The sequence below is a fragment of the Vibrio sp. A37 genome (assembly GCF_059777565.1).
In genome coordinates this window covers 342,513-364,963 of the sequence record NZ_JBLNLI010000002.1, presented here as the reverse complement: position 1 = coordinate 364,963, position 22,451 = coordinate 342,513, and the positions used below count along the sequence as shown (strand labels likewise).

The following is a 22,451-nucleotide window of genomic DNA, read 5'->3' as shown; positions in this document are numbered from 1 at the left end:
CTATAGAGTCGATAGTGGTTACGGATATTCTGTTGTATCTTCCAGATACCACTTAGCCTGCTCTTTTCCCATATACTTAGAAAGTGTCTTTAACGGTACAATTTTCAGGTCAACGACTATCAAGCCATCCAAAGTATCGTTGAAGGCCGGGTCGACGTTAAAACACACTAATTTGCCGTTCATTCCTAGATATTGCCGAAGAAGTACAGGTAAACCCTTGCCCTCTTCCATCCTAGCGAGAACTTTTGATAGTAGGGATACATTGGCTAAAGAGGAGAGTAAATTGGATTGCCAAAATGTATTACCTGCCGTTCTTAATGGAGTAGACGGTTTAACTAGAGAAGCTTTGTAATCATCGTAATGATGAATAGACAAGGTTGCTGCCATCAGTTGTCTTGCGACATCACTATATTCATTACTGATGCTCACCGGACCAAACAGGTGGGTATATTTAGGGTTCCTATAAACATATGTGGCAATGCCTTTCCACAATAGCAAAAGAGAGTTGATGTTACGTTGATACTTTTTTGCAACTACCGAGCGACCAACCTCGATACTGTTACCTAAAGTATCAATAAACTCCTGTTTATACTGAAACAAACTCCTAGAATATAATGCCTGTAAGCCATTTTTCTCAATTAACTGATCGACTAAACCTAACCGATAAGAGCCGACTAGCTCCTTATTTTCTTTGTGCCATACGAACAGCTGTTGGTAGTGAAGATCATACTCATCCAAGTCGCACGCCAAACCAGAGCCTTCACCGACCTCTCGAAAGCTTTCCTCCCTTACACGCCCTATCTCTTGCATCATTAAAGGAATTGCCTGCGTACCAACGCAGTACACTTCAAATTCTTTATGCTCAAGTAACAAAGCCGAGTCTGGTAAGCTCTCTAACTCAACGTCTAATTGCGCCGAGTCTAAAGGAGCAATAATTGGGGTTTGATAATCCACCTCAACATTTTGAGGTTTGTCTTCTGTAGAAGACATCAAGTAGGTATTTAAACGAAAATAATTGACGATATCTTTATCAGTTTCAAAGTCTTTAAGTTCGTTATATGGAATTGCGCTACCGAGAGAGATATGGATGGTTTTATCCGCTTTATTCAGAAGTTCTCTACCTAGCAGAGCGGTTCGAAGTAATGGGTGAATATGCCCTGCTCGATAAAACAAGCGACTGTTTTTGCCATTCACGAATATAGGTAGCGTGACCGCTTTGCTTCTTTTAACAAATTTTGCAACGGAGTTACTCCATTCGATATCCGAAAGCATACTTGAAGATTTACAATATGTAGACACCTCACCAGCTGGAAAAACAATTAATACTCCGCCATCCGCAAGGTGTTGATGTGCTTCTCTTACTCCTTTTGAGTTTGTTTTCCTTGCATTTTTTCCATTGAACACGTCAATTCCAATAAACAGCTCTTCAATTTCGGGAAGTCGTTTAAGAAGCTCATTAGCCAACACTTTGACATCTTTACGGACTCGACCGATAAAATCTGCGAGAATAACCCCTTCGATTGCTCCCAATGGATGGTTGGCAACAATCACAAGCGGCCCTTCTTTTGGTATCTCTTCAATATTGCCCCGTTCAAGATTGTAATCTATGCCCAATGTAGAAAGGGTATAATTCATGAACTCAAAGCTAGTCGGATCTTTTGGCCTTCTCTGATAGTGTCCATCTAGTTTTGATAAACCGGTTACCCACTCAACAAAAGACTCCCCAATGCCAAATGGCGTACGTCGTGGTAAACGAAAAGGACTTCCAAGCATATCTACTCCGCTCTGTTGACTAACTGTCCCAAGGCTCCGCCTTGTTTTATGTCTCTCACTGTTAAATAAACCCCACAAAGCCAAACAATACAGGCCATGCCGAATAACAAGCCGCCGTCGTTTCCGACAATTTGGCCTTGTGCATTAAATTCAGGCATCACTACACCAAGCGGTGTAAACAAATGGAAATAGATTGCACCAGTCATCACACCGACACTAAGAATCGCTCCAAACCCATGAAAACGAGTAAACAGCAATATCGCGGCAATTAGCTCTATGGTACCAATAGCATATCCACCTACACTACCAAACCAATCTAATCCTGACCAGTCTCCCAGAGTGCCAAAAATGTAGTTGGTTTCATAAGATCCAGTAAACTTAAAAAAGAGCGATTGAATGAAAACAAATGCTATAAAAGCCGATGGAAGATGTTTACTCGCAATAAATTTCATACCGTATCCCTAGTTGATTAACTTCGGCCAATTTTCATCTGCCTGACGAATGTGAAGAGCGGTATCTTGCTCCCAACGCTCTTTAATTTCCTTGTTGTAATTGATATACAACTTTCCATCGACTATTGACCACTGAAGCGGATCACCTGATGCAAAATCATTTTTTGCTGACACTGCCCAAGCACAATAGCCGCCGTATTGTGGTGCATACTTCTCAGGGTTTGCTAGGAACTTATCTAAGTTTTCTTTAGAAGAAAAATACCAAGTTGCTTCTTTGTATTCAGTGACATAGTCTGAATTTCCCTTAACTGGTTTCCCTTCAACAAAGTAGGCAACCGTATCGTAACCACTTAACGCTTTGTTGCTAAAAAAACCAGTATATATTTCATCCTGTGCGAAAGTGGAAAAACTCACCGCGAACAATAAAATGGCGAACAACTTTTTCATAACTTGCCTCCTACAAATTACGATACAAAAAACTCCGATGGAGCTATCTGATAACTTTGCTTAATCAATGATTCTTCCGTCAGATTTTGACAAGGAGAACCCGGAATATAAGCCATAGATTTGCTAGCTGCTGACACTGATAAAAAAGTAAAACTGACGGTTTTAGCGTCATCCCTGCTCATGCAGGTAGACATATGAGAACACTCTGGGTGATGGTGGGAGTGAAAATGAATTAATGAGCTTAAGCTTTTTTCTTTATTTGTTAAGCGCTGATAAATCATTTGTCTATAAGATTGCACACCTTCAGGATCGACCTTTGATGAAAATAGAGGGGAGTCTGTTGGAAATATATTGCTATCTTTCCCATCCCAAGCAAACGCAATAACATCTAGGCTATCCTTCGTTAAGTTAGGATCAAAGGCCAAGAGAGTAAACGGGGCAAACGAGGTTAACTCAATATTTTTAAACGCTTGTGACACCTCTGCCACCGACTGGTATACCGACAATTGTTTCAACAACTGGCCGCGACTAATCAGCGCCCCTTTTGGCACCTTACCTTGGTAATTATTTAATATGCACAACGACATGCCGTATTCATTCATGCTTATCCAACTCCCGCCACCCACGGGATCTATGGGCATGAGAACATCAACGCCATCAATTTTTTGTTGTTGAGGTGGTAAGGCAATTGCTCGAGATTTCTGTTCATCTCTGTTGAAAAGAACCTGATAGCCTTCTTCTGTAGTTAGCCAAGATACAGAGCACATAATTATTGTTCCCGAATAAAAGTCGCTGTCGCTGGCGCGACACCAAATTCTGCATTTGCTGAATTGCCGAGCATTTCAGTTATTACTTTCGCCATAGCGTAGTGATGAGTGGCATGTAAAGCTGCGAAAGTAATCTCACGAACAAGCGTAGAAGACATAGCGCTAGACTCGGTGTGAGAAACCGAAACTTCAGTAAGAATTGTGACAGGTTCCAAAAGCTCTTCGTCTTTTAGCTCCTGAAGCCACTGAATAATCATTTGTAGCTCAGCCATTGCTGTCTTCTTATTGTGTTCAACTTCATGCCCACGCCTACGTTGGTTGTAATCAATAATCTGGCGAGACTTATACAAAGAGTGAAAGATATCCAACAGATGCCTAAAGTGTTGGCCAATTGAACTAGAAAAATGAGGCTCTGCGATAACGGTATAATCTTTATCTAACAAGGTATTCAAAAACATAAAGCCTTGCTCTAAAGTCTCAATGCACCCTTTCACTGCATTGGAAGGCGAATGCTGTTCTCTTATATCTTCTAAAACTTTATTTGATGTAACAAACATAGGTATCCTTGCAAAAACATTTCTATCTAAATTGATGAACTAATCTGTGCTTGGGTATTGTGCTGTTAGCGTTTTCTCTTCTTTCCAAGCCCTAAATAAGCTGGTCATTGACGGGACCCGATGACCTCTTTTCTTCTGTTTGGCGCCAATGTCATATAGAATTCGATATTGGGTCAAAAGCGTTGAAAAGATGTCTCGTAACGGAGTGCTACTATCCCAAATATGTGCAGCTTCACTGCTGGCTCCATTTATCTCTAAAATTGTGAAGGCTTCGCCATTCATAAACTTATTGATATCTTCAAATTTAATATCGAGGCGCCCGTAGTGAAAACCCTCGATATCATCAAAAATCTGATCTAGCTGCTGAGTTAGTTTGTCAGTAATAAACTGATTGCCATTACGAAAAATCGATCCTCGACAATGGCTTCCCGAAAAGGTCAACTGAAACTCTTTATCTTTTTCAATTACCTGCCCCAATACTTCGTCATGTTTGGGCTTATACAAATGTTGTAGCTTCCCAGCTCTAGGACAAGAATCAATGAGCTGCTCCAGTGTCAGGTTGCCATCCCCAGTAACAATAGGTGCGTACTTTAACGTCATTGAGATAATCTTACCTTTTTCTTCTCCAGGATATCTCACGTAGAACACTCCTGCTTCGGCTTGGTATGGTGCTTTTTCCTGAAGCAAGAAGCGTGCATTACAGGGAAACGTACGAATATAATTTTCTAAAGCTAGGCCGTCATTAATTAACTTAACCCCTGCTCCTCTGCATCCTAAGTCTGGTTTGGCGACGATAGGAAAGTGAATGCCAGCATTCGCTAAATTCGCGATAGCTCTTTCATACTGCTTCGTATACGCTTCATCTGTTTTAGTCAAAGTGATAAACGGTGAAATCCATTTTTGAGCATTTTTACCTGCCAAACTTAAAATATCGTGTTTTGACTCTCCCACCATTCCACTTAAGTGAATACTAGGATTTGCAATTAGAGGTAACCTCCAGTCTACGTACCTGAAGCCCTGAAAAAGGCTTTGGAAAACAACCGGAGTATAAAAAAACCAGCTCGGCAAAAACTCATACGGCGAAATTCTTTTCTCTGAGTCAAACTCAATTAAAGGCATTCCAGCATTGACTCTTCCTTGTTCGATACACTGAACAAACTCTCTCGATTTCATGAATACCCTCTTGTGAATGACTTATTGACGACACGGTTAACAACAAACAAGACGACAAGTGCAATTGGAATAATCATCCAATGGTACTGTGACGAATGAACCCATGAGGTCATACCTAAGTAATAAATAGTTGAGAATACAAGCAAAGTCCAAAGTGACGTTGCGAAAATGACCGCGACACAAAACGTACCAAGTGGGATAGAAAAAAAGCCGCTCAACGTAAAGCCAACGCTTCTTAGCCCAGGCACAAATCGAATAATGAATATATTCAAAAAAGCATTTTGCTTAAACTTCTTCCTTAATACTCTAAAATATTGATTTGTTAAGGCTCGATACTTGAGTCCTCTAAAATGTTGGCAATATTTTCCTAGGTAATAGAGAGCTAAGTCTCCACTTGCTATCCCGATAAAAATTGCAACCAGAGCCACTGGTGTACTCATCAACCCTTGAGCCGCCAACGTAGCAGCGGTAATAATGGCCAAGTCTTCTAACAAATAGGACAAGAATATGACCCCAGCCGCAAGCAAATACCAAGAATGCGGTGTCGAGGTTAAATATTCATGTACCTGGTTAACTAATGACACAAAATCTCCTTTGCTTTATCTCAACAATTATCCAACTTGAGCTTGCTAGTATTTCATTGGTCAGCATTGTATTTGACCGAGAGCCGTTAAGAAAAATTGCACAACTCAGTAAAAATAAACATAAATAGCTTACTTGACAATGAGATACGTACTAACACACTTAATGTTCAATGTAATTTTGGGTTATTAACCCTAATGAAAATAATGATTTTAGAGCGTAAAATACAGTATGGTTGTGGAAAACATCCATCATTAGCGAAAGAACTCTTTAAGTGATTACGCTATACAATACTTTATTCAACTTTATTTCAAATAGTTACATTTTTAAAAGTTGAACAGTATCATCAAACGAACCAAAGGCGCTTGGCTCAAAGTTAGATCCAAAAAGTGAAAATCATGGCAAAGAAAAAAATTCAAAAATATCAACACGCTGCTGGTGGTTGGGGTGCTCTTGCAAGTACGGCACGTCATCTAATGAAAAGCGAAAATGTAGCGAAAAACATTCGCAACTTACTAAAAACAAACCAAAATATTGGATTTGACTGCCCTGGGTGTGCATGGGGAGACGAACTACAACATTCTCACTTCAAATTTTGTGAAAATGGTGCGAAAGCAGTGAACTGGGAAGCGACGAAAAAGCGCGTTGCTGCTGATTTTTTTCAACAGCACCCAGTTAGTTGGCTAAAAAAACAAGATGGTTACTTTTTAGAATACCAAGGCCGCTTAAGTGAACCAATGGCTTATGACGTCGATAGCGACCGATACAAACCAATCTCATGGGAAGCCGCTTTTGAATTAATAGCGAGTGAGTTAAACGCGCTCGAGAGCCCAGATCAAGCTGAGTTCTACACTTCTGGAAGAGCAAGCAACGAAGCTGCATTTATCTATCAATTATTTGTACGTAAGTTTGGTACCAACAATTTCCCTGATTGCTCGAACATGTGTCACGAAGCGAGTGGTGTAGCTCTTAACCAAGCGATAGGTGTTGGCAAAGGCACCGTGACATTGGAAGACTTTGAGAATGCTGACGCCATCTTTATTTTTGGCCAAAATCCTGCGACCAACCACCCTCGTATGATGGATACCCTTTACAAGGCATCTAAGCGAGGAGCAAGTATCGCCAGCTTTAATACCCTTAAAGAAAGAGGTCTAGAGCGTTTTTCTAACCCGCAAAATAAAGTAGAGATGCTCAAACGAGGATCGACACCAATAAGTAGTCTCTACCTTACACCTAAACTCGGTGGCGATATGGCTGCTGTACGAGGAATGGTCAAGTTTATGCTTGAGCGACACCGTTCAAATATCGAGCAAGGTGAATTAGGTATATTTGACCAACAATTTATCGAACAACACTGCCAAGGTGTTGAAGAATATTTGCAACAAGTAGACTTAACCAGTTGGGATAAAATCGAAGCACAATCTGGGTTATCACGTTCGCAGTTAGAAGACGCTGCTAAAATGCATTTAAACTCCGACAAGGTCATCTGCACTTGGGCGATGGGGATTACGCAACACAAACATTCTGTACAGACAATTCAAGAGATTGTGAACTTGCAGTTACTCCGTGGACAAATCGGTAAACTTGGTGCTGGCCTCTGCCCAGTTCGAGGGCATAGTAATGTTCAAGGCGATCGCACGATGGGCATACATGAAAAGCCATCATCAGCCCTTTTGGAAAAAGTTGAAGAGAACTTTGGTTTTAAGCCACCAATGCACGAAGGCCATAATGTTGTCCAAGCCATTCAAGCAATGAATCAAGGAACAAGCAAAGTGTTTATTGGTCTTGGTGGTAATTTTTCCGCAGCGACACCGGATACTGAACTTACTGAAAAAGCACTGAGTCAATGCAACCTAACGGTGCATATCGCAACTAAGCTAAATCGTAGCCACCTTATAACAGGTAAAAAAGCATTAATATTGCCTTGTCTAGGCCGAACTGACATCGACATACAGAAGACTGGACCACAGAAGGTTACGGTAGAAGATTCTTTTAGTATGGTTCACTCTTCTGCAGGGGTCGTTGATAGCGACACTGGGGACATGAAATCAGAGGTCGCCATAATCGCTGGTATCGCACAAACAACGATAGGCAACACTCCTGTGGATTGGGATGAGCTTGTTGCCGATTACGGAAAAATACGCGATCTCATTGAAAGCACCATCCCTGGATTCGAAAACTTTAACGAGAAAATCCAGCAACCTGGTGGCTTTTATTTGGGCAACTCTGCAGCACAGAGGAAATGGAACACTTTTGAGTGTAAAGCCCAGCTATTCACTCATGCACTACCCGACTCTGTTATTCCAGGTATCGTAAAGGAAGAAAAGCAGTCTGATGTTTTCGTGCTGCAAACTACCCGCACGCATGATCAGTACAATACTACTGTGTACGGTATGGATGATAGATATCGTGGTATATATGGACTGCGCAAAGTGTTGCTAATGAGTAAATCAGATATCGACTCACTAGGCTTGAAACAAGAAGACATAGTTTCAATGCGCACGGTATGGCACGATGACGAGGTGAGAGAAGTGTCAGGCTTTACGATTGTTGAATACGATATTCCACCGGGCAACATCGCTGCTTACTATCCAGAAACAAACCCTTTAGTACCACTTGATAGTTATGGTGATATGAGCTGGACGCCAACGTCAAAGTCCATCGCAGTCGAAGTCATCAAAGATGATTCATCTATCAAGGTGGAAGTACAAGAAAGCGATAATAATTAGTTGCATAAAGTTGGGAGCCTGCGGCTCCCTAATTTCACTTCCAGCCAATAATTTCTCAAAAACTTCACTTTTCATACTCATCAAATATCATATAATAAAGCTCGGCTTTTCGAGTTGCGTTTTTAAGACCCGTATTTTGTACAACTAAAAGGACTTACAGGGAAGTGAAAAGCCATTTGCTCAACAGCTACTATTTCCTACATTGGAAACGGTAGACTTTTAACTCACCATTATGAATAGCTTGAGCGGTTAAAGAAAACGCTTCAACATGGTTTTGAAACTCTTCATCGCCAAACTGACTGATGAATTGAGATTTCACAGGCTCTGTTTTTAACCTTTCTACAATATCAATGTTGTATCGCGTATACTCTTCATCTTGAGAAACACATCTCAATAAATTAAAGCCTGAATCAGCAAACAGTGCTTGATAAGCATCAACTGTTACCGGAAACACAGTCAGATCATCAACATCACAGAAGCGCTGCATTAGCGGCCCCCACTGATCGTCAGCACTTAACCAATCATTGATAAGCAAGTACCCTCCCGACTTTAGTACTCGAAAGATTTCATCAAACATTGTTTTTTTGTCACAAACATGTGCTAGCACACCTTTGCTATACACCACATCAAATGAATCTGATTCAAATGGTAAGTTATCTTCTTGATGAGTAACAAAATTCAACCTTTTCGCCAACTCATCCGGCGTATTCGCTATCGCCTGCTCGGTCATTCTTTGGTTGATTTCTAATCCTGTAACATTTGCTCTATGTTGTCTGGCCAAATGGTAGGCCGTTCCACCTAGCCCTGAGCCAATTTCAAGGCAGTGCTTGTGCGCGATATCGATGCCCTCAAATATAACATCGATAGCTTCATTGCCTCCTTCTGACATCATTCCTTTGCCATAAGCAAGTTCCAAGCAACTGCAATAATCCTCAGAATATTCTTCTAATAAGCTATCTATACTCATTAAGCTAACTCTACTCAAAAACACTTATTATATTAATTGTATCAACTGGGCTCTATCAACTAAGGTTGTATTTTCCCAATATAAAGCCTGCAATCGTATTCAAAACGAACCATGCCATTTTCTTCATACTTATCAAATGCTTTCTTTATCTCTTCAACGGCCAATTTGTAATCTTGGGAAGATTCATCGGGGCAATATGAACACGAACGAAGGCGCCCTAGCACGCCATCAAAATCGAACTCTTGCACATTAATAAAGGAATAAATATCCATCTTGCGATTAGCAAAAAAAGACGAGATTTGTTGCTCAGACAAATTTTGATGATTGACTTGGCTGTAGTCCGTCGCATACTTTTTGAGCACATCCTCATACGCGGCCTGACAACCTTGACCATATTTCCTGTCATTCCATATGAGAGCAAGCCAACCATTGTGGTTTAAAACTCGGGCAAATTCAGCTTTTGTTTCCGCATTGTTAAACCAATGAAAAGCTTGCGCGGCAGTGATCATATCTACCGAGTTGTCTGAAAGCCCCGTGCTTTCTGCGGAACCATTTAGGCTGACAAATTTACTACGATTGGCAAGTTTCTGCTCTGCTGCAAGCCTCATTGAATCATTAGGCTCAATTGCGGTCACATTCGCCCCATGGTCCAATAAAAGCTTTGTAAAAATGCCGGTACCGGAACCAATGTCTGCGATTGTAAGACTCTGAGGTATATCTACGTATTCAAATATTTTTTTTAATAGTGCTTCTGGGTAACTAGGTCGATATTTTTCGTAATCTTCCACTCTAGAAGAAAACCTTTGTTTTGAATCACTCATTCTGTTCTCCCGTACCATAACTCAACAGTCAACTTGCGCAGAAAAGATATTATATGAGTTCAAGACAAATGAACACCGTTAATCCAACCTTTCAATAAATCAAATAATTTGCTTATACATCAAAGGTATAGTTTATAGATTTAAAATATTACTTATTAATAATTATAATAAATATTTAATCGGACTGAAAAGAAGGAACTGCATATATATTAATCGAGTAAAAATTAATTCATTTATAAACAAAATATTCATGTTGGGTTAATTTGCATTTGTTTATAGTTTCTCTCGTAGTATGAAATAAGCAAATAACAGAGGAACAAATGATGAAAAAGCTATTATTACTATCTGCAATCGCAATCGCTTCAACATCGGCAATGGCAGCACAAAACAATAATCAAGGAGGAGGTTTCACTGGTCCGTCAGCGGATACTGTTATTACCACTGCCAAAGCAGCTCAAGGCGCTAGTGACGATGCCGCTGTCCAACTAACAGGTTATATCACCCAATCCCTAGGTGATGAAAATTACATGTTTAAAGACAATACTGGCACCATCCAAGTTGATATAGACAATGATAAATGGGGCGGCGTCAATGCAACACCTGAAACGAAAGTAGTATTGAAAGGTGAAGTAGACAAAGATTGGACATCTCGCACCATCGACGTAAAACAAGTGATGCTGGCAGACAAAACCGCTAATGCCAAAAAAGCGGCAACGGTTTACTAAGGTCAATATCGCTAATTAAGTGAACAGAAAATAGCGGAGATTGAGATAATCTTAGCTGTTTGAAAAAAACCTCCTTTCCATAGGAGGTTTTTTCTTGGGGGCTACTACACACCCCAGCCTTAAGCCAACAACTATCGTTAGGTTACTGGATTCCTAAACAAGCTCAGACGGCGTTATTTTCTCTTATATATATAAAGTTTCAAAGTTATAAACCTAAGATTTCACGGACGTTATATCTACACCCAAAAACATTATTAAAACGATTGAATATACATATGAAATTAGCCTATAACACCTAAGCTCAATGTAAACTATCATCACTTTTGCGTTAGGAAAGTCACAATAGATTGAGTAATCTCATCCTTATCTATTGCTAATGAAAGTGAGTGTAGCCCTTTTTCGTACGCTATTTCACCAATACTGTCACGTCTATGTTGCATTAAACTCTTGGAGAAAGATTTATTAAATTCTGGATGCCCTTGAATACCTAAGAAATTATCTCCAATCGAGATGATAGCATTGGGACAAAATTCATTTGATGCAATCACTTTACCGTTTTCAGGTAACATCACCACTTGATCTTGGTGACTAACAAGCAAAGAGAGCGTTTTATCATTTCTTATAGTCAACCAACGTGGTGAGGTAACAATATTCTGAATTGACACGCCGACTCCCCAACCCTTAGGCGATTTGATCACTTTCCCACCAAGTGCCTGTGCTATAAGTTGATGACCAAAACAAATTCCAACAGTAGTTTTATGCTGACGATAAAGCTTAATGACAAACTCTCGAAGGTCATCGATCCAGAGCTCTCTGTCATACACGCTGTATTTAGAACCAGAGATGATGTACCCGTCACAATCATCAACTTTCTCAGGGATCTCTCTCGATAAAGCGTCAAAAAATTTTAACGTGATCTCCTTTTTGTAGTTTACAAACAGTGATTCAAACATTTCTGCATAGCGTCCATGCTGCTCAAATAACTCAGGTGCAACTTCTCCACATAGAAATACGCCTACTTTCATAACTCACCGTTTACTGCTTTTCGAAAAATCTCGCTATATTGATTAGCACTGAATTGAATAGGATTACCGGCTGCACTAGGGTCTTTTTCTGCCATCTTGCCCACCAATTCTATCTGCTCAGTGCCAACATCAATCTCTGCTAGAGTTTCAGGTATCGACACAACGTTCCTCAGCTCTAGAACCCACTCAACAAATTTTTCAAAGCTCGGCTCCTCTATATTCAAATACCGAGCAAGAGTTTCCATTTTCCCTTCGATTACACTCCTGTTCGCAATCAGCACATAAGGCATTAAAATTGCGTTCAATAGCCCGTGGTGCTTATTGTACAGAGCACCAAGCGTATGAGCGAGTGCATGCATTGCTCCCAAGCCTTTTTGAAATGCGGTCGCTCCCATACATGATGCTATTTGCATTTGTCCTCTAGCGCTCAAATTTGTGCCATCTGCGAAAGCAACCGTTAAATTATCGTATACCATTTTTATCGCTTGCATCGCGATACCATCAGCCATGGGATGAAAAGCAGGGCTACAGTAGGCTTCCAAACTATGTGACAGAGCATCCATGCCTGTTGCCGCGGTTAAGTGAGGGGGAAGATCCAAGGTTAACTCAGGATCCAATAACACTTTTTTGGGAAGCATTTTGGGATGAAAAATTACTCGCTTTATTTTCTTGTCGGTATCCGTAATAACCGATGCTCTCCCTACTTCCGAGCCCGTCCCTGCTGTGGTTGGGATAGCGATAATCGGTGAGATACCCGAAAGTTTCGCTTGCTTCCAGTTATTATTAAAATCTTCAAACGCCCATAATGGTTCACTTTGTCCGGACATAAACGCAATAGCTTTTGCAACATCAATACTTGAACCACCACCCAAAGCGATGACGCCATCATACCGACCGAGGTGATATTGCTTTACCCCAGCAGCCACATCATTTCCTGTTGGGTTGGCCTCAAACTGGCTAAATAATTTACAACTTACGTGGTTTTGATTACAAAGCCTAATCGCTGCATCCACCATAGGAAAGTTGGTAATGCCGGGATCAGTGACAATTAAAGCATTTGATATACCTAACGCTCTGCATTCATCTCCCAAAGAGTTCAAGCAACCCGCTCCGACTGTAATAGAAGTAGGATAATTCCAGTAAGTAAAATCAGACATACTTTCCTCTCTCTAACTTTAACGCGAATCAGCTTGGATGTTTAATGTGAAAGGACTTGAGTCGAGTAAATGCATCAAAGCCAAATTTGGATAGCGTGTGCCCTCTTCCAGAATGCTTAACACCCGTCCAAGCTAAAGCTGGGTCTAAGTAATCACATCGATTGATAAAAAAAGTACCAGTCTGAATTTTTCGCCCTAACTCCGTACCACGTTCAATGTCCGAGGTGAATATGGAAGATGAAAGCCCATAGTCGCTGTCATTCATTAACATAACGGCTTCTTCATCGCTGGACACTTCCATGACTCCAACTACAGGCCCAAACGATTCTTGCGTCATCAGGCGCATCGAGTGATTAACATTTGTCAAGATTTGTGGAGCCAAATAAGCACTATTACCCGTATCCAACTCAAATTGCGCGGTGTCTATGTGCGACACTGCTCCCATAGCTTTAGCATCTTGAATTTGACTTCGTATAAAGTTAGCCGCTTCAACATTTACGACTGGTCCCAATGTCGTCGATTCATCAGTAGGATCACCTAGCTTTAAAGCATTTGCCAACCTCACCGCTTTATCGACGAATCTATCGTAAACAGAATGGTGAACATAAACTCTCTCAATGGCACAACATGACTGCCCAGAATTAAAAAAAGCGCCATCCACTATTGTCTCTACAGCAGAATCTAGGTTTGCATCTTCTCGTACATAGGCTGGATCTTTACCACCTAATTCAAGTCCAAGGCCAATAAACTGTCCTGCTGCAAACTGCTCCATTGCTCTACCTGTTTTTACTGAGCCAGTAAAAGCGACATGATTAACTTCACCCGAACGAACTAAACTTTCAGCCATTGAGTGACTTAAGTGAAGGTATTGCAATACACCTTCAGGTAGCCCCGCTTGCTGAAATGCTTCAACTAAACGCTCAGAACATAACGGTGTCTGCGCTGAATGTTTAATAATGACGCTGTTACCAGACAACAATGCTGGAATAACTGCATTGATAGCGGTGAGATAGGGATAGTTCCAAGGGGCAACAACAAAGACAACCCCAACCGGCTCTCGTTCCATGAAACGAGTAAAGCCTTTTTTTTCAGGTACAGTAGTTGTTGACAGTGCGCTTTCACTGGCTTCGATCATATACTCCCCCCGTTCAATTACGCCGCAAATTTCATTTTTTGCGTATTGAATCGGGCGGCCAATCTGCCAACATAATTCTATGCCTAACTTTTCCTGATTAATCTGGAACCACTCAAGCGCTTTCGAGCAAATCTGTTGGCGCTCTCGAAGTGGCATCTGGGACCAAATTCGTTGTGTCGATTGGGACATGGATAAGCTCGAACGAATATGTGCCTCAGTAGACAGTTCTCGTAAGACATATTCACTATTATTGATTGGAGAAATCGTTTTTTGATAGATGGCCATTTAGTATCCCTTAAATAATTTCAAAATAACGCTCCATTTCCCAGTCAGTAACATGCTTTCGGAACTCCCTTTCTTCCCATTCTCGGCTAGCCGCAAAGTGGTTAACGAAATCTTCACCAAACATTTCGCAAGCCACTTTCGACATGCGAAAACGTTGCGCTGCTTCCCATAGTGTGCTCGGCAATTGATATATTGAATCATGAGTCTGATCATAAGCATTCCCAGAAATTGCAGCGCTTGGCTCTAATTTGCTGATGACGCCATAAAGCCCTGAAGCTATTGCGGCAGCTAAGGCGAGATAAGGATTAGCGTCAGAAGCAGCTAAACGATATTCAATTCTTTGTGATTTACTATTGCCTGGAATAACACGCAGTGCCGTTGTCCTATTTTCCACTCCCCAAGTCGCAGACGTTGGTGCCCAAAACCCGGGAACCATTCGCGTATAACTATTGATTGTTGGCGCAATCAAACACAGAAACTCTGGCATAAGTTGCTGTTGACCAGCAAGAAACTGCCGCTGAATAAGGCTCATACCATGTTGCTGACTTTTATCAAAAAATAGTGACTTGCCCTTATCATCTTGCAATGAGATATGTATGTGGCCACTTTGACCCGGATACTTCCCAGACCATTTAGCCATGAACGTCGCGAGCAGTTCGTGTTTTTGAGCCCACACTTTAGTAAATGTCTTAAATAGCGCAGCTTTGTCTGCTGCACTTAAGGCCTCATCAACACCAATGGCTGCTTCTAAGACCCCAGCACCAGTTTCGGTATGAATCCCTTCAATGGGAAAGTCCATCGTTTCAGCCATTTCCAGCATCGATTCGTACAAATCAGAATGAACACTATTTCGTATTACCGAATAGCCAAACCAGTCTGGAGTAAAAGGTTTTAAATTTCGAAAGCCTTTTTCTCGCGCACTATGCGGAGTTTCATTGAATAGAAAAAACTCATACTCCAATGCTGCTGAGACATTAAAGCCTAAGCTCTTCGCTCGAGTTAAGACTCGGCGAAGGACAGCTCTTGGACAAACAGATTCTGCTGCACCACTAAACTCAGCCAGAAAAATTAGCATATTCTTTTCTGCATAGATCTCCCGACAAGAGTCTGGCAAGATCCTCACTTGTGCATCTGGGTAACCTGTATGCCAACCAGTAAACTGGGTATTGTCGTAGAGTTGATCATTGATATCCCAACCTAAAACGACATCACAAAATGAAAAACCATTTGATAATGAAGATTCAAACTTGGCTCTAGACATATATTTGCCACGCATTACGCCATCGTTATCAAACAAGCCTACCTTAACGTGGGATAGACCTCTCTCCTTGATAATAGCGAGTGCATCACTAGCTGTTTTTACGTCCTTTGCGTTCATCATTACCCCTCAATTATGGAGATGCGTTTTTTGGTAGATCACATAACAAAGGTAGATGAGAATCAGCCGATTAGACTCTTCGAATTCGGATAAATGTGAGCTTCAATGAAAGGTCTTAAAATGAAGAGGATGATAAAAACATTGTATGTGTACAAAGGACAAAAAATGGAGCCTCTAGGCTCCATCTGTGTTCATTGTAACGTCGGTGGCTGCGGCACTAACCTATCTGTACTTGTTCCGACAACCAAGGAAGTTCTTTTTCTAACTTGGGCATAAACTTATCGCGAATAATCTGTTGACTATTTTGGCTCATACACAAAGGTAGATTGTCGAGCTCATTTTGACGGCTATACAAAGATAGCTCTCGATATAGACCTTCATGTTCGGGCAATGCCAAACATGTCAGTTCAGAGCGTGGAATGCCATTTTGCAGTAAGCATAACGGTGTAGTAATCGTCCAGCCTAGCCCAGCACTGACGCACGATAATACCGCATGAGTGTTATCGAGTTTCACTTTTTCTGGTACATTGAGGTTGTTACGATTTACGTAGCTTTCTACTGTACGCCCTAAAAATGAGTCATCAGCATAACGAATAAGGTCAAGCTCTTCGCTTACCTGTTCTAGTGTTAAATTCTTACCTTCATATGTTCTTGGTAAAACAACTAAAAATGGTTCTTTTACAATGGGGAACTTTGTTAAATACTCATGATGCTCAGAAGATTCATCAGATATAACTATATCTACGTTCCGCTGAATCAGAGACTCTCTCGCTAACTGAGAAAGCTCGGTGCTGATTGTCCAGCTTTCTGAATGATGCTTAATTAACTTTACCAACGGTGTAGAAAGGTGACTCGCTAAAGAATCAACCATTGCAACTCTTAAAGAGTGTATTTTTTCAAAGTTATCTTGTAGCACAACCTGACGAACACTTTTCGCTTTTTCAATCAAATTGATTGCTTGTTCGTAAACATATCGGCCTGCGATTGTTAGCCCTGCAGGGCGCACACTTCTATCTAACAACTGCGCGTCAAGATTCCTCTCTAGATTTGCAAGAGTTTGAGAAACAGAAGACTGAGTAAGACCAAGCTGTTTAGCTGCCATCGTCATGTTGCCTGTTTGAGCCGTAACAATGAACACCTCTAACGTTTTTAAATCAAATCCTAATTCTTTCACAAATCCTTATCTCTCTTGTGCGAAGTATTATTAATATTGTTCCCTATGATTTACGCATGCCAAAACATATCAGTCAAGTAGTTACTCTACTTTATAATTCTAACTGTGGTTAATTACTAAGATTGCCAATAAAAAAGCCGCCTTATTTTCAGGCGGCTAGTTATCTCAAGTCGATTATTTTAAAGCTATTGCTACATTACTGCTTTTTAAGTTTTCGAATTTGTTTAAGCTGAACAATAATGTCCTGCTCTCGTAGCTTAGCCATTGCTACATAAGCAACGGGAACCAAGAATAATGAGAACAATGTACCCAATATTAATCCACCGACTAGCACCAACCCGATATTGATTCGGCCCACTGAACCAGGACCAACAGCCAAGGCGAGTGGTAATGACCCAATAATCATTGTCAGAGACGTCATCAATATTGGTCGTAACCTCGACTTGGCACTTGCAATTGCGGCTTCGAGTGCAGTTAAGCCCTCTTTTAATTGTTGCTTATTGGCAAATTCCACCAACAATATCCCGTGTTTGGTGACTAGGCCAACCAAAGTTAGCAAGCCAATCTTGGAGTAGATATTTAAGCTTTGCCCAAATAGATTCAACGTAAGAATTGCACCAACAAGACACAGTGGAACGGTCAGCAAAATGATCAGTGGATCGACAAAGCTTTCAAACTGCGCCGCTAATATTAAGAAAATAAACACTAGCGCCATGCCAAATAGCAATTGCATACCTTTAGAGGAGTCTTGTAATTCCTTCACTACGCCGTTGAACTGATATGACTGACCTTTCTCTAGGAGTTCAGGTACATGTCCATTCACAAAGCTTTGTACGTCGCTAGCAGTGTAACCTGGCAGTAGGTCTGCAGTAATTTCTGCTGAATCTAGTCCCATGAATGTCTTAATGTGTGATTCAGCGGTCACCTGCTTAATCGTGACAAATTGAGACAATGGTAGCTGCTGCCCCGATTTGGACATGACATACAGTTTATTTAGTACGTTGAAGTCACCTAGATCTTTTTGGTTTACCTGAACGCGAATGGGATAGGTATAGCCATCTTTCATCTTAATATACGCTGCTTGATTAGAGCCTAAGAAAGTGGACAATGCGCTGGTCACATCCGCGTAATCTACCCCAGACATTACGACCGCATTTTGATCGATAGACAAGTTGTATCGCAATATATCCCTACGCATTGAGTTCTTCACATTTGCGACACCCGGGTAGTTGTTCAACGCTTTAACAACTTTTTGTGCAGTGTTCCCTAGCGAGCTGAGGTTGTTGTTTGTCGTTGTTAACTCGAGAACTAAGCCACTTGGCAAGTTCAAATTATCAGCCGAACGAACAGACATTGACACTCCGTAGGCGGACACTGTCGAGCTTGCCTTAGCCATCAAACGTTTTATCACTTGTTCTATATTTTGGCCGCGCTCATCCCAAGGTTTTAAAATTACCTGGTTTAGAGGAGAGCCCTGAATATAGGCTAAGTTAGCTTCTATAGCTGGGTCACCTTTAAAGATGCTATTGAGTTGCGCATCGTTGTGAAGATTGTACGCTCGACCAACACCTGTCGGAGGTGTCGCAGATACATCGATAAAACCTGTGTCTTCAGTCGGCAACAGCACTTTTGGCATAAACCATACCGCAATTGCTGAAATTAAAATAAGCATCACTGCAATACCGAGCAACCAAAGCTTTTTCTCAAATGCCAGCTTTAAAAAGTGCACATATTTGTGTGTTAGTGTTTCTAGCTTCTCTTCGACCCACTCAAACCATTTTGGCGCTTTTTCGGTCGGTTTCAGCATGTGAGCACTCATCATCGGTGAAAGTGTTAATGCAACAAAACCAGAAATAATGACCGCAGCAGCAAGTGTAAAGGCAAATTGGTGGAACAAGTCAGCAGTGAGTCCCGACATCAAGCCAATTGGGAAAAACACTGCGGCCAAAGTCAATGTCATTGCTATAACAGGAAACACAATTTCTCTGCTACCCTGAATTGCTGCGTGCAGAGGCTTTTGTCCTTGCTCTATATGACGATAGCAGTTTTCAACCACGACTATGGCATCATCAACCACCAGCCCTATCGCCAATATAATCGCTAAGATTGTCAACACGTTGATGGTAAAGCCCAACGCAGCCATAACAGCAAATACACCAACGACACAGACAGGTATCGTAATCAGAGGAATAGCCGCTACACGGAACGAACCCAAAAACAGCACAACCACCGCTGAAACCAAAACGATGGCTTCAATTAAAGTTTTAAACCCTTCATCGATAGAGGCTTTAATGAAGTTTGATTGGTTGTACACCATTTTCATTTGAATGGTATCGGGCACATTCATTTTAGCCATTGCTTTTTTAACGCGCTCAGCAACAACTACTGGATTAGCACTTTTTAATGGTAGTGTCTGAATTGACATACCTAGCTTGCCGTTCACCCTTAATATAGAGGGAGTCAAGCTGGACTCACCCATTACGACATTCGCAACATCACCAACACGTACAATCTTGCCATTATCGTCGCGAATCACTAGGTTTCTTACACCAGCGACACTATTGACAGGGTTGACTGGGTTAATTGAAAAGTCGCGTGCTTGGCCTTTAATCGTTCCAGCGGTAAATGTCGCGTTATATTTACTTAACGTGCTGACTACATCCGTTGCACTGATCCCTAACGCCGCCATTTTATCGGGTTCCAGCCAAACTCGAACCGACTTACTACTACCACCATATGGTCCCCATACAGCTCCGACTCCTTGGATATGTCTAAACTGTGGGATTAATTGCTGGCTGATAAAATCGTACATTTGCTGCTTAGTTATATCCCCTTTAGCAACAAAGGTAATAATGTTACTTGGCAATGACTTTTGAGAGGAATCATCCGTTACCACGGGTTTGTCGATCATACTGGCAGGAAAGTCGGTAATTGACGCGATTTTACTACGCAAGTTGTTCATCAGACTCGCATATTCTACATCAGATACATTGTCGTCAAAGTAAACCTGTAGAGTACACGACCCTTCTTTACAATCCGTGTTCATACTCTTAACAGAGCTAAGCCCAGTTGCAGCAGAAATCAACTTATTCGCCACGTTATCGGACATAAACTCTGCGCTTGCACCTTGAATATTGGCTGTCACAGTAGCATTAGGAGCACGATGATCTGGGAAATATTGAATTGGTAGATTTTGTATAGCCAAAGCCCCTAGCAGTACAATGGCAATACTAATTACGCTAGCAAAAACTGGATGCTTAATGCATACCTCAGGCAGCTTCATTCTTTACTTCCTTTTTTGCTTTAGCAACAACCTGCTTCGTTTTTTTGTTTTCTACTTTGGCTTTATGATCAGTTTCCGTTACTGGTTTCGTCACCTTCTCTGAAGGTTTCTTGTCTACTGGAGGCTGAACTTTAGCGTCTTTTATCTTACTAGTTGAATCTTGTTTAGCTTTTGGTGCTTGAGTCTTATCGGGTTGAGCTGTGCTACTCACCTTCGGAACGCTTGCCTCACTTGGCGCTTTGGTTGGAGGAGTATTCACCAAAGGAGTTTGCTCAGCGGCTGCGACACTAGGTTTGACAGCTGGACTTGTTTCTTTTTCAGTCGCAATACTTGTTTCTTGGCTTGGGTGGTCATATTTAACAACACCTTGCACTTTCACTAAAGAGCCAATTTTTAGATTTTGTTGCCCTGCTACTACAACTTTATCACCGATACTTAACCCTTTCTTTATAATCACGTATCCGTCATTGGTGTTTTCACCCAATGTCACTGGTTGCTGCTTAACGCCAGTCCCGGTGTACACCCACACATAACGTTGGTCCCCATTAACAACAACTGCATTTTGAGAAACAATTGGATACGTTACTTTCTCTGAAGAATATTGTGTCACGTTGGCAAACATACCCGGCACTAATAACTTATGTTCATTTTTAATGCTTGCATGAACTTCTATCCGACCTGACTGATTATCAACTTGGGGCGCAATATAATTTACGTATCCGGTAAATGTTTTGTTTTTAAACGCATCAACTTGAACGGTCACTTTCTGATTGAGTTTTGCTTCACCCAGTTCTTTTTGGCCAATTGAATAGTTAACTTGAACCGGATCGGCTTTGATGATTGAAACTACGACATCTGAGCTATCCAAGCGACTGCCTATAGAGTAGTTGAAGCTAGTAAGACGACCGTCAAAAGGTGCGATTAACTGATAGTTTTGCATATCCGCTTTTTTCTGCTCAACGTTCACTTTAGCGAGGTTGGTTTGCAGCTTCTGATTTTCAATATCTTGCTTGGAAATAGAATCAGGTTGCTTCTTAACAAGAGCGAGCATACGAGTGAGTTTCGACTGATCTATCGCATACTGAGTTTCTGCTTTATCTAGCTCACCTTTTGCTTGTGTATTATCGAGCTCTGCAATCAAATCGCCTTTTTTCACGTAGGCGCCATCTTTAAAACATTTTGTTTTTAGCTTGTCTGATGCACTAAATGTTAGAGCCGTTGAATCTACAGGAATAATTTTTCCTACTTCTTGCAGCTGATCGGTAAATTCTCGGTTTGCAACAATTTGAACCTTTATTGGTATCGCTGTTTTTTGCGGTTCTTGCGCCCAAGAGGCAGGAGCAATTAGGAAAGGTATTCCCAAGATAACCAACAAAGCTTTAAGTTTAAAATTCATGACAACACTCTACTAGGGCAATTCTAGACGCTATAGTAGTCATATAAAGCTAGCAAGCGTTAGTATATTGTCAGATCTATGTATATTTCCTCTCAATCAGACATTTTTTATCCATATACAGATTAAGTTGTCTTAAAAATGATATTTTTTCAATCTTATTTGACTCTAATAAATCAATCTTGTCATCTTAATCATAAGGTTAGTGGCATTACTCTAAAAAACAAAAATTAAACAGGTATATGCTTCGAAAGCTCTAAAAACAGACCAATAACATACTTATATTTCCCTATTAATATCTATTTGTTATACATAAATGAAGATTTATAACCAAAGCGGAATTCCATACTGTATTTCTATTATACCTATCTAGACAGGCAATAATTTTTAGACGAAAATTCTCTATTAAATCAATTGCGTAATCTTACCCAGCAGCATATTTGGTTTATTCAGATCCATATGCACCTCACGTCGTTCGTTCCGCTTTCAATACTGCACAATCCCTTGTAGCTAAGAGTAAGCGAGATATCGAACGATCACATATTGGGGTATCTCGATATGAGAATTGAGTATAAGCTACCTGTATACCCACTGCTTTTATCCAGTAATGCTTTCTTAAGGTGTGTGA

The 22,451-nt window shown here is 41.0% G+C and carries 18 protein-coding genes; 2 read left to right on the top strand and 16 right to left on the bottom strand.

Going from position 1 to position 22,451, the window contains the following annotated elements:
- Positions 1–18: 18 nt before the first annotated feature.
- Genes ACM2FC_RS05230 through ACM2FC_RS05200 form a run of 7 tightly spaced genes read right to left on the bottom strand, consistent with a single transcriptional unit; the run spans position 19 to position 5,753 of the window.
- On the bottom strand, positions 19–1,773 hold the full coding sequence (locus ACM2FC_RS05230) for a bifunctional lysophospholipid acyltransferase family protein/GNAT family N-acetyltransferase (RefSeq protein ID WP_498479808.1): 1,755 nt from the start codon (positions 1,771–1,773) through the stop codon (positions 19–21).
- Positions 1,774–1,775: 2 nt separating this feature from the next.
- Entirely contained in the window at positions 1,776–2,225 is a 450-nt protein-coding gene (locus tag ACM2FC_RS05225) for a hypothetical protein (protein ID WP_498479807.1), read from the bottom strand.
- Between the two features lie 9 nt (positions 2,226–2,234).
- The gene (locus ACM2FC_RS05220) at positions 2,235–2,672 is read right to left on the bottom strand and encodes a YHS domain-containing (seleno)protein (protein ID WP_498479806.1); all 438 of its coding nucleotides are present in this window, start codon (positions 2,670–2,672) and stop codon (positions 2,235–2,237) included.
- Between the two features lie 17 nt (positions 2,673–2,689).
- A complete protein-coding gene (locus ACM2FC_RS05215) occupies positions 2,690–3,439 on the bottom strand; it encodes an NRDE family protein (RefSeq protein WP_498479805.1) in 750 nt (249 codons plus the stop codon).
- A gap of 2 nt (positions 3,440–3,441) precedes the next feature.
- The gene (locus tag ACM2FC_RS05210; RefSeq protein ID WP_498479804.1) at positions 3,442–3,996 is read right to left on the bottom strand and encodes a DinB family protein; all 555 of its coding nucleotides are present in this window, start codon (positions 3,994–3,996) and stop codon (positions 3,442–3,444) included.
- Positions 3,997–4,035: 39 nt separating this feature from the next.
- Complete coding sequence (locus tag ACM2FC_RS05205; protein WP_498479803.1) at positions 4,036–5,169, bottom strand: D-alanine--D-alanine ligase; 1,134 nt, start codon at positions 5,167–5,169, stop codon at positions 4,036–4,038.
- Positions 5,166–5,753 carry a DedA family protein gene (locus ACM2FC_RS05200; RefSeq protein ID WP_498479802.1) on the bottom strand — a complete coding sequence of 196 codons (588 nt, stop codon included), beginning with the start codon at positions 5,751–5,753 and terminating at the stop codon, positions 5,166–5,168. The genes ACM2FC_RS05205 and ACM2FC_RS05200 overlap by 4 nt, the downstream gene beginning before the upstream one ends.
- 396 nt (positions 5,754–6,149) lie before the next feature.
- Here ACM2FC_RS05200 and ACM2FC_RS05195 point away from each other — a divergent pair, with 396 nt between their 5' ends.
- Positions 6,150–8,480, top strand: coding sequence for an FdhF/YdeP family oxidoreductase (locus tag ACM2FC_RS05195; RefSeq protein WP_498479801.1), 2,331 nt, complete (start codon positions 6,150–6,152; stop codon positions 8,478–8,480).
- 190 nt (positions 8,481–8,670) lie between these two features.
- Here ACM2FC_RS05195 and ACM2FC_RS05190 read toward each other — a convergent pair whose 3' ends face one another.
- Together ACM2FC_RS05190 and ACM2FC_RS05185 are read right to left on the bottom strand one after the other, a co-directional pair.
- Complete coding sequence (locus tag ACM2FC_RS05190; protein WP_498479800.1) at positions 8,671–9,447, bottom strand: methyltransferase domain-containing protein; 777 nt, start codon at positions 9,445–9,447, stop codon at positions 8,671–8,673.
- Between the two features lie 59 nt (positions 9,448–9,506).
- Entirely contained in the window at positions 9,507–10,268 is a 762-nt protein-coding gene (locus tag ACM2FC_RS05185; RefSeq protein WP_498479799.1) for a class I SAM-dependent methyltransferase, read from the bottom strand.
- Between the two features lie 323 nt (positions 10,269–10,591).
- On the opposite strand from ACM2FC_RS05185, the gene ACM2FC_RS05180 reads away from it, so the two are divergent.
- Positions 10,592–10,993: a YgiW/YdeI family stress tolerance OB fold protein gene (locus tag ACM2FC_RS05180; protein ID WP_498479798.1), complete on the top strand. Its 402-nt coding sequence runs from the start codon at positions 10,592–10,594 to the stop codon at positions 10,991–10,993.
- 317 nt (positions 10,994–11,310) lie between these two features.
- Here ACM2FC_RS05180 and ACM2FC_RS05175 read toward each other — a convergent pair whose 3' ends face one another.
- From ACM2FC_RS05175 to ACM2FC_RS05145, 7 genes are all read right to left on the bottom strand, one after another.
- Entirely contained in the window at positions 11,311–12,018 is a 708-nt protein-coding gene (locus ACM2FC_RS05175; RefSeq protein ID WP_498479797.1) for a glutamine amidotransferase-related protein, read from the bottom strand.
- Positions 12,015–13,175 (bottom strand): iron-containing alcohol dehydrogenase, encoded by a 1,161-nt coding sequence (locus ACM2FC_RS05170; protein WP_498479796.1) that lies wholly within the window; start codon positions 13,173–13,175, stop codon positions 12,015–12,017. Before ACM2FC_RS05170 ends, ACM2FC_RS05175 begins: the two co-directional genes overlap by 4 nt.
- A 28-nt stretch (positions 13,176–13,203) precedes the next feature.
- On the bottom strand, positions 13,204–14,595 hold the full coding sequence (locus ACM2FC_RS05165; protein ID WP_498479795.1) for an aldehyde dehydrogenase family protein: 1,392 nt from the start codon (positions 14,593–14,595) through the stop codon (positions 13,204–13,206).
- 10 nt (positions 14,596–14,605) lie between these two features.
- Positions 14,606–15,976 carry a glutamine synthetase family protein gene (locus ACM2FC_RS05160; RefSeq protein WP_498479794.1) on the bottom strand — a complete coding sequence of 457 codons (1,371 nt, stop codon included), beginning with the start codon at positions 15,974–15,976 and terminating at the stop codon, positions 14,606–14,608.
- A 214-nt stretch (positions 15,977–16,190) separates the two neighbouring features.
- The gene (locus tag ACM2FC_RS05155) at positions 16,191–17,147 is read right to left on the bottom strand and encodes a LysR family transcriptional regulator (protein WP_498479793.1); all 957 of its coding nucleotides are present in this window, start codon (positions 17,145–17,147) and stop codon (positions 16,191–16,193) included.
- A 196-nt stretch (positions 17,148–17,343) separates the two neighbouring features.
- Complete coding sequence (locus ACM2FC_RS05150) at positions 17,344–20,430, bottom strand: efflux RND transporter permease subunit (protein WP_498479792.1); 3,087 nt, start codon at positions 20,428–20,430, stop codon at positions 17,344–17,346.
- Positions 20,417–21,826, bottom strand: coding sequence for an efflux RND transporter periplasmic adaptor subunit (locus ACM2FC_RS05145; RefSeq protein ID WP_498479791.1), 1,410 nt, complete (start codon positions 21,824–21,826; stop codon positions 20,417–20,419). Before ACM2FC_RS05145 ends, ACM2FC_RS05150 begins: the two co-directional genes overlap by 14 nt.
- Positions 21,827–22,451 lie beyond the last annotated feature (625 nt).